8 protein-coding genes are annotated in these 8,718 nt (G+C 71.3%); 4 read left to right on the forward strand and 4 right to left on the reverse strand.

Annotated features, from left to right (window positions below):
- Positions 1 to 526, reverse strand: a 526-nt coding sequence (locus ACFWGZ_RS36590; protein WP_382456175.1) for a TetR/AcrR family transcriptional regulator, incomplete at its 3' end; no start/stop codon positions are given.
- 61 nt (positions 527 to 587) lie between these two features.
- Between ACFWGZ_RS36590 and ACFWGZ_RS36595 the strand changes: the two genes are divergently transcribed.
- The gene (locus ACFWGZ_RS36595; RefSeq protein ID WP_382456176.1) at positions 588 to 1,475 is read left to right on the forward strand and encodes an NADP-dependent oxidoreductase; all 888 of its coding nucleotides are present in this window, start codon (positions 588 to 590) and stop codon (positions 1,473 to 1,475) included.
- A gap of 50 nt (positions 1,476 to 1,525) precedes the next feature.
- On the opposite strand, the gene ACFWGZ_RS36600 is transcribed toward ACFWGZ_RS36595, so the two are convergent.
- A complete protein-coding gene (locus ACFWGZ_RS36600; protein WP_382456177.1) occupies positions 1,526 to 2,521 on the reverse strand; it encodes a S1 family peptidase in 996 nt (331 codons plus the stop codon).
- A 777-nt stretch (positions 2,522 to 3,298) separates the two neighbouring features.
- Between ACFWGZ_RS36600 and ACFWGZ_RS36605 the strand changes: the two genes are divergently transcribed.
- Positions 3,299 to 4,228, forward strand: a complete 930-nt coding sequence (locus tag ACFWGZ_RS36605; protein WP_382456178.1) for a threonine/serine dehydratase — start codon at positions 3,299 to 3,301, stop codon at positions 4,226 to 4,228.
- Complete coding sequence (locus ACFWGZ_RS36610) at positions 4,225 to 5,127, forward strand: threonine/serine dehydratase (protein WP_382456179.1); 903 nt, start codon at positions 4,225 to 4,227, stop codon at positions 5,125 to 5,127. Before ACFWGZ_RS36605 ends, ACFWGZ_RS36610 begins: the two co-directional genes overlap by 4 nt.
- Here ACFWGZ_RS36610 and ACFWGZ_RS36615 read toward each other — a convergent pair.
- Positions 5,104 to 6,561 carry an MFS transporter gene (locus ACFWGZ_RS36615; protein WP_382456180.1) on the reverse strand — a complete coding sequence of 486 codons (1,458 nt, stop codon included), beginning with the start codon at positions 6,559 to 6,561 and terminating at the stop codon, positions 5,104 to 5,106. The two genes, ACFWGZ_RS36610 and ACFWGZ_RS36615, sit on opposite strands and share 24 nt — an antisense overlap.
- On the reverse strand, positions 6,558 to 7,313 hold the full coding sequence (locus ACFWGZ_RS36620; protein WP_090055433.1) for a GntR family transcriptional regulator: 756 nt from the start codon (positions 7,311 to 7,313) through the stop codon (positions 6,558 to 6,560). Before ACFWGZ_RS36620 ends, ACFWGZ_RS36615 begins: the two co-directional genes overlap by 4 nt.
- Positions 7,314 to 7,653: 340 nt before the next feature.
- On the opposite strand from ACFWGZ_RS36620, the gene ACFWGZ_RS36625 reads away from it, so the two are divergent.
- A partial coding sequence (locus ACFWGZ_RS36625) for an extracellular solute-binding protein (RefSeq protein WP_382456181.1) occupies positions 7,654 to 8,718 on the forward strand: 1,065 nt, incomplete at its 3' end.

Below are 8,718 nucleotides of genomic sequence, written 5' to 3' on the forward strand. Positions count from 1 at the left end.
GCACGAGGGTGGCGAACCGGCGCGCGGCGGCCGGGGTCGCCACCCGCACGCCGCTGCTCGCCATCAGCAGCAGCACCAGGTCGTCGACGGTGAAGTCGGCCCGCAGCCGGCCGCTCCCCTTCGCCCGGCGGACCAGCTCCGCGAGCCGGCGGAACGCCGTGGCGCGGACTTCGGCGAAGTCGACCGCCCTGGGGAACGCGCTCGTGAACGCCGCCGCGAACCCCCGGTTGAGCACGTGGACGACGCAGACCTCCTCCACGGTCCGGCGGAACCCCTCCCACGGGTCGGCGTGCGCGAGGCCCGCGGCGACCGCGGCCGAGCAGGCCCGCATCTGCTCCGCGAACACCTCCACCACCAACGCTTCCTTGGTGGGGAACCGCCGGTAGAGGGTGGCCGGACCGACTCCCGCGCGGCGCGCGATCTCCCGCATCGCCACGTCGAGCCCCTCCGCGGCGAAGGCCTCGCGGGCGACCTCCAGGATGCGGTCGCGGTTGTCCCGGGCGTCCGAACGCAGGTTGTGAGTCACTTGCACCTCCACCGTCTCAGTTTGGGTCGAGCGGACGCCCTGTTCCACTAGTTTCGCCGCCGTGCGAGCACTCCTCTACACCGAGCACGGCCCCGCTGACGTGCTGGAAGTCGGCGAGATGGCCGAACCCCACCCCGGCGCGGGCAAGATCCGCATCGCCGTCCGCGCGTCGGGCGTCACGCCCGCCGACACCGCCCTGCGCGCCGGACGGCTCGGGCGGCGCGTCCCGCTCCCGCACGTGCCGGGCGTGGACGCGGCGGGCGTCGTCGACGAGATCGGCGAAGGCGTGACCGGCGTCGAACTCGGCGACGAGGTCTTCGGCATCGTCGACCTGGCGGAGCTGGGCGGCGCCAACGCCGGCCACGCCGTGCTGGCCGCGTGGGCGCCGAAGCCCGCGGCCCTGAGCTGGGAGCAGGCGGGCGGGGCGGCGGCGAACACCGAGACCGCCACGAGGGCCCTGGACCTGCTCCAGGTCGGCGAGGGCACGCGGCTGCTCGTCGCCGGAGCGGCGGGCGGGGTCGGCACGCTCGCGATCCAGCTGGCCGTCGCCCGCGGCGCGGAGGTGGTCGGCACGGCCGGTCCTCGGACGCAGGACTTCGTGGCCGGCCTGGGCGCCACCCCGGTCACCCACGGCGCGGGCCTGGCGAACCGGGTGCCGGAGATCACCGCGGTCCTGCACTGCGCGGGCGAGATCGCGGACCTCGTGACGATCGCGGGCTCACCGGACCGGGTGCTGACGATCGCCGACACGTCCCCGCCGGACGGCGTGCGGTCGTCCTTCCTAGGGGACCGCCAGGCCCTGCACGGGCTCGCCGACGCGGCGGCACTGGCCGACGAGGGCCTCTTCACCGTGCCGCTGGCCGGGGTCTTCCCGCTCGGCGAAGGCGCGGCGGCCCATCGGCTGAGCGAGACCGGGCACGCCCACGGCAAGATCGTTCTCGTGAACTGAGAACGCCGCGGCACCTCGGAGGTGCCGCGGCGCTGTGCGCAGTGGAGCAGTTACCCGCGCGTCAGGGTGAGGCCGTAACGCGACAGGATCGGGTTGACCGGCTGGAAGTAGGTCGTGCCGCCGGACGAGCAGTTGCCCGAACCACCGGAGGTCACGCCCTGGGCCTGGCTGTAGTTCGTGCCCGCGACCCACGAACCACCCGAGTCACCGGGCTCCGCGCAGGCGTTCGTGCGGGTCAGGCTGCGCACGGTGCCCTGCGGGTAGCTCACCGACTGGTTCTTGGCCTGGACGGTGCCGCAGCGCCAGCCCGTGGTGGAGCCGGACCGGCAGATCGCCGCGCCGACCGCCGCCTCGCTGGAGCCCGTGATCGTCACGTTCGAGCCGTTGTAGCGGTTGACCAGCGGACGCGGGGTCCAGTTGGAGTTCGTGCGCACCCAGGCGTAGTCGTTGCCGGGGAACGTCGAGCCCGCGAACGAGCCGGCCGCGACGCGGTTGGAGCCCTGGACGGCCGTGCCCGTGGTGCCGCAGTGGCCCGCGGTCACGAAGCCGCCGGTGACGGAGAAGCCGAGCGAGCAGCGTCCGCCACCCATGTAGATGGCGTCACCGCCGCGCAGGTCGTAGAGCGGCGTCGGGTTCTCGGTGACCTCCTCGACCGTCACGGCCGAACCGATGGACTTCGCGGTGGCGATGAACTTGTCCGCCGCGGCGTCCCGGGTGTTCTTGTTGACCTCGACGACGACGGAGTTCGACTTCTCGTCGACCCGCCAGCTCGTGATGGCCGAAGGGGCGCTCATGAGGTCGAGGACCGACTTCGTCCCGTTGAGCTGGCTCAGCGAGTTCGGCACGACCTTCGTGTCCGCGCCGGTCACGGAGAGTCCCGACTTGGTCACGGCGACGGTCAGTCTGCCGCTCGCCTGGTCGATCCACGCTCCGCCGAACGCGTCGCCCAGAGAGGCCTTCGCCTGCTCCGCGGCTTCGCCCGCTTTCTGGTCGGACGCCAACCGGACGCGTGCCTGGTCAGCGTTCAGGCCCAAATCGCGTTGCATCGCTTGGAGCAATTCGGCCGGGTAGCTCTCCGTGTCGGAACCGGTTGGGGCGACTGGTGCAGCAGGGGCGCCAAACGCCGGTACGCTGAGAGCAGTCACGACTCCGGTGGCGAGCAACACGGCACCGGTAACACGGGCCGCACTCGTGCGGTTCATCAGACGTCTCCCTCACTTTCGGGTGCAGGGGAACCCGAGAGATCGGTTGCAGGGACCTCTCTCGGGGGCTCTAGGGGGACGGGTGGTGGGGCGGCGGCAGGGGTCGCCCCACCCCTCCCAATCCCGTCCGTGGTGGTGCCGATCCGAGGGCGCCGCGCTCAAGTGGTGCTTCCACGAGCCTCATCGCGCCCTCCCTCTGTCTCATTTGGGCCTAAAACTTCGCCCGTTCGAGTGAAGTTTCCGAACTTCCGGCTATGACGCTCAACCCCGTTCGTGGTCGAAGTGTGTCACAGCTCACGACAGATCAACTCCGTTGCGTAGCAATTGACAGTTAACTGTCGCTCAACGTAGTGAAGTGATCACCGAATGGGACCGGAAGTAGACGAAGGCCCCGAACCCCCTCCCCGGCCGGAGCGGCTCGAGCAACGACGAGGGTGGCGGTGTCGCCGTGGCGCTGCCGGACGATGACGGACCGGCGGCACCCCGGAACTCCGGCAACGATTGCCCGCCAGCACTTCCGCTCCCCCGACCGCCGGCGGCACCCGACACCGGCCGCTGTCACCCGTAGGACGTTGGGCACAGTTCACGGGTTCTGGCCTGGTGACGGGCATCATCGACGGCATGCGCCTGGTGACACTCGAAGACGTCCGGACGGCTGCCGCCGCGATCGCCCCGCACGTCGTCCGCACTCCCCTGCTGACCTTCGACTCCGGTCTGATGATCAAGCCCGAGTGCCTGCAACCGATCGGCGCCTTCAAGCAGCGCGGCGCCGTGAACGCGTTGTCCCGCATCCCTTCCGGGGAACGCGCCCGCGGTGTCGTCGCGTACTCGAGCGGCAACCACGCGCAAGCGGTCGCCTACGCCGCCAAGACCCTCGGCATCCCCGCGGCGATCGTGGTGCCGGAGAACACACCGCAGATCAAGATCGACGCGACGCGGGCGCACGGCGCCGAGGTGTTCGTCGTCGGCATCACCGAGCGCGAGTCGCGCGCCGCCGAGCTCGTCGAGGAGCGCGGGGCGGCGCTCATCCCGCCGTTCGACCACTTCGACGTCATCGCGGGCCAGGGCACCGTGGGCCTCGAGATCGCCGAGGACTTCCCCGACGTGGCAACGGTTCTGGTGCCGGTGAGCGGCGGCGGGCTGATCGCGGGCGTCGCGACGGCGATCAAGGCGCTGCGCCCGGAGGTCCGCGTGATCGGTGTCGAGCCGGAGCTGGCCGGGGACGCCACGGCGTCGTTCGCCGCCGGCGAGCTCGTGCGCTGGGACGCCCACGACCGCGCCCGCACCTCCGCGGACGGCCTGCGCGCCGAGCCGTCGGAACTGACCTGGTCGCACATCCGCGAGTACGTGGACGACTTCGTCACGGTCTCCGAGGAGGAGATCCGCGACGCCGTGAAGCAGATCGCCCTCCGCACGCGGGTGGTGGCCGAACCGAGCGGCGCCGTGCCCGTGGCCGCGTACCTGAACCGCGATCTGCTCAGCGGCCCGACCGTCGCGGTGGTCTCCGGGGGCAACATCGAGCCGTCCCTGCTGGCGTCGATCCTCGGATGATCACGTTGTCAGAAGTCCGCTCGGCGGCGGCGGTGATCGCACCCCACGTGGTGCGCACGCCGCTGCTGCCGTTCGGTCCTGGATGGATCAAGCCGGAGAACCTCCAGCCGGTCGGCGCGTTCAAGCTGCGCGGCGCGTTGAACGCGTTGGCGCGGCTGGAGAACCGCGCCGGGGGCGTGGTCGCGTACTCCAGCGGCAACCACGCCCAGGCCGTGGCGTTCGCGGCCCGGCTGCACGGCGTTCCCGCCGCGATCGTGATGCCGGACAACACCCCGGCGGTGAAGGTCGAGGCCACGAAAGCCCTGGGAGCGGAGGTCTTCATCGTCGGCATCACCGAACGCGTCGAACGCGCGGAGGCGCTGGTCGCCGAACGGGACGCGGCGCTCATCCCGCCGTTCGACCACCCCGACGTCATCGCCGGTCAGGGCACGATCGGCCTGGAGGTGCTCGAGGACCTCCCGGACGTCGACGCCGTCGTGGTGCCGATGTCGGGCGGCGGCCTGATCTCCGGTGTCGCCACGGCGGTCAAGTCGCTGCGCCCGGACGTCCGGGTGGTCGGCGCGGAACCCGCGCTGGCGGCGGACATCGCGGAATCGCTCACCACGGGCGAACTGGTGCGCTGGGACCCCTTCCGGCGCGCTCAGACGGCCGCTGACGCACTGCGGGACGAACCGTCGGCACTCACCTGGTCCCACATCGCGAAGTACGTGGACGACGTCGTCACGGTGTCGGAAGAGGAGATCTTCGCGGCCATGACCGCACTCGTCCGCGAGGCGCGGCTGGTCACCGAGCCGAGCGGGGCCGTCGCGGTCGCGGCGCAGGCCAGGCTGGGGACCGGCGTCGCCGTCGTCTCCGGCGGCAACGTCGACCCCGCGCTACTGGTGCGCCTTCTCGCCTGACCTGATGTGCGTCGGCGGGCCCTCCACGCCGCAGTGCAAGCACTCGCCGGGGTGCGGCGCCTCGTCCTGCTCCGGCGCGGCGGCCAGCACGCGGTTGTCCACTCCGAACGCCAGCAGGCCTCCGGCGACCGCCGCGACCGCGCACAGCACGAGCGCCATCCGCCAGCCCGCGGTCATGACCGACGGGTTCGCGTAGTCGTCGCCCACGAGTCCCACCGCGGCGGGCAGCACGGCCGTGGCCAGCAGGCTTCCGGTGCGCGCCACCGCGTTGTTCACCCCGGACGCCACGCCCGCGTGGTGGTCGGGCGCCGAGGCCAGCACGGTCGCGGTCACCGGGGCGACCACGGCGGCGAGCCCGACGGCGAAGACGAGGATGCCGGGCAGCACCCCGGTGAGGTACGAGCTGCCGGGAACGGCGTTGCGCAGCAACACCATCCCCAGCCCGATGAGGATCGGGCCGACGACGAGCTGCACGCGCGGCCCGTAGCGCTGCGCGAGCCGGCCGGAGGTCGAGGACGCCAGCAGCATCACGATCGTGAGCGGCACGCTGGCCAGGCCGGACGCGGTCGGCGAGTACCCGAGCGAGATCTGCAGCTGGAGCACGAGCAGCACCATCACGCCGCCGAGCGCCGCGTAGACGAGGAACGTCAGGACGTTGGACAGCAGGAACGTCCGGTTCGCGAAGAGCTGCGGCGGGACGAGCGGGTCGGCGGAGCGCCGCTGCACCAGGCCGAACGCGATCATCGCGGCCAGCCCGGCCGCCGCCACGACGTACGACTGCTCGACCAGCCCGCCCGTCAGCAGCGCGAGCCCCAGGGCTCCCACCAGCGCGGACGCGTAGTTGGGGTGGCCCGCGGACTCGTCGCGCGACTCCGGCACGAACTTCAGCGCCAGCACCACGCAGGCCGCCGCGACCGGCAGGTTCACCAGGAACGCGAGCCGCCACGACCAGGCCTCGACCAGCAGGCCGCCGACCAGCGGCCCGATGGCCGTGGCCACGCCGGACAGCCCGGACCAGGCGCCGATCGCGCGGGACCGGTCCTCGCGGTTGAACGACGACTGCAGGATCGCGAGGGCACCCGGCGTCAGCAGCGCGGCGCCGACGCCCTGCAGCACACGGGCCACGACCAGCACCGGGACGTCCCACGCGGCGCCGCACAGCAGCGAGGCGACGCCGAACCAGATCACGCCGGCGACGTAGACGCGCCGCCGGCCGAACCGGTCGCCGAGCGAGCCGGCGACGAGGATCAGCGAGGCCAGCGCGAGCAGGTACCCGTTGAGGATCCACTGCAGGTCGGTGACCGACGCGCCGAACTCCGCGCCGATCCGCGGCAGGGCCACGTTGACGATCGTGCCGTCGAGCATGGCCATGCCGGAACCGAGGATCGTGGTGGCCAGCACCGCGCGGGCGCGCGGTGTGCCCCACGCGATCAAGACGGCCTGTTCAGGGTGGCGACGAACTTGTAGCGGTCACCGCGGTAGACCGAGCGCACCCATTCGATCGGGTTGCCCTCGGTGTCGAACGAGTGCCGCGACAGCAGCAGCATGGGCAGGCCGATGTCGGCGCCGAGCAGCTCCGCCTCCTCCGGGGAGGCGAGCGCGGTCTCGATGGTCTCCTCGGCGTGGCCCATCTCGACGCCGAACCGCTCGGACAGCACCTGGTACAGCGAGGCGCCGGGCGCCAGGTACCGGCGCAGGCCGCGGAACCGGCCGAGCGCGAGGTGGGTCGTCTCGATCGCCATCGGCTCGTTGTCCGCGAGGCGCAGGCGGTGCAGGCGCAGCACCTTCGCACCGGGACGCACGCCCAGGTAGCGGGCGAGCTCGGCCTCCGCGGGCATCTCGGAGGCCTCGATGAGCTTGGACGACGGCACGCGGCCCTGGGCGCGCATGTCCTCCGTGTACGAGGACAGCTGCAACCTCTGGGCGACCTTGGGTTCGGCCGCGAAGGTGCCCTTGCCCTGCACGCGGAGCAGCCGGCCCTCGACCGTCAGCTCGGCGAGCGCCTGGCGAACGGTCGTCCTGGAGACGTCGAACTCCGCGGCGAGCGACCGTTCCGTGGGGATGGGCGAGCCCGGTGGCAGCGCCCTCAGCAGGTCGAGCAGGTGCCGCTTGAGACCCCAGTACTTGGGTTCGCGTTGCGCACGCGTCCTGGCGTCCACGCCCGTTGCAGGCGTCGTCTCCAGCATGGCCCCTCCTCGCACTCCACATCACGCACCACAAGGATGCCTTGTCCACGCCGGTTCGCGCGTGCGAACCCCCGCCAATCGGCACAAAAAAGGTCCGAGGACTCCGCAACGCTTTGGCAACGCGCTTGACAGGACCGGTGACGCAGCACACGCTGTTCCGCATTGGTCTACACCACTTGGACGTTCCGGCGAGGGCCGGGCTTGGTGAAAGGGCGCGACTGTGAAGGGCTGGAAAGGACTCGCTGCTGGTGCCGCCGCACTGGCAGTGGCCGTGTCCGGATGTGGCACGAGCACGAACAGCGGTGGCAGCACGGAGACCAAAGAGATCACCGTGTGGCTCATGGACGGCTCCGCGCCGACGACCCTGACCGACGCCTTGAACAAGGAGTTCGAGAGCGCGAACGGCATCAAGGTCAAGTACGAGGTCCAGAAGTGGACCGGCATCCAGGAGAAGCTGACCACGGCTCTGGCCAGCAGCACGCCCCCGGACGTGATCGAGCTCGGCAACACCCAGACCGCGAGCTTCGCGGACCAGGGCACGCTCGCCGACGTCACCGCGGACGCGAGCCAGTTCAACGGCGGCGAGTGGCTCGGCGGTCTCAAGGACTCGCTGACGCTCAACGGCAAGCAGTACGGCGTGCCGTTCTACGCGGCCAACCGCACCGTCATCTACCGCACCGACCTGCTGCAGGCCGCGGGCGTCGCGCAGCCGCCGACCTCGCGCGCCGAGTGGCTCGACGCGATCAACAAGCTCAAGGCCGCCAACGCCTCCAACCCGGACTTCCAGGCCCTGTACCTGCCCGGCCAGTCCTGGTACTTCCTGCTCTCGCTCATCTGGGACGAGGGCGGCGACATCGCCAAGCAGGACGGCGGCAAGTGGACCGGCACGCTCGACACCCCGCAGGCGAAGGCGGGCTTCGAGGCCTACAAGGCGCTGTACGACGCCTCGGCCGCCAAGAAGGTCCCCGCTGACATCGACGAGGCGAAGCCCCAGCAGATGGAGGTCTTCGGCACGGGCAACGTCGGCATGATGGTCGGCCTCCCGTGGGAGCTCGCCGGCGCCATCAAGGCGAAGGCGGACCTGAAGGACAAGACCTCGGCGTTCCCGATCCCGTCGAAGAAGGCCGGCTCGGCCGCGCCCGTCTTCCTCGGTGGCTCGAACCTGTCGATCCCGGCCTCCAGCAAGAACGCGGACGCCGCGAAGAAGTACCTCGCGCTGCTGTCGTCCAAGAAGTACCAGGACCAGCTCGCCGAGGGTGGCGCTGTGCCCGGCACCTCGAAGGACACCGCGAAGCTCGCCACCAACGCGATCGGCAAGGCCATGGCGGACTCGTCCCCCAACGGCAAGGTCACCCCGGTGACCCCGAAGTGGGCGGCCGTCGAGGCCGGGCAGAACCCGCTGAAG

Source organism: Lentzea sp. NPDC060358 (genome assembly GCF_042725365.1).
Taxonomy (GTDB): Bacteria; Actinomycetota; Actinomycetes; order Mycobacteriales; family Pseudonocardiaceae; genus Lentzea.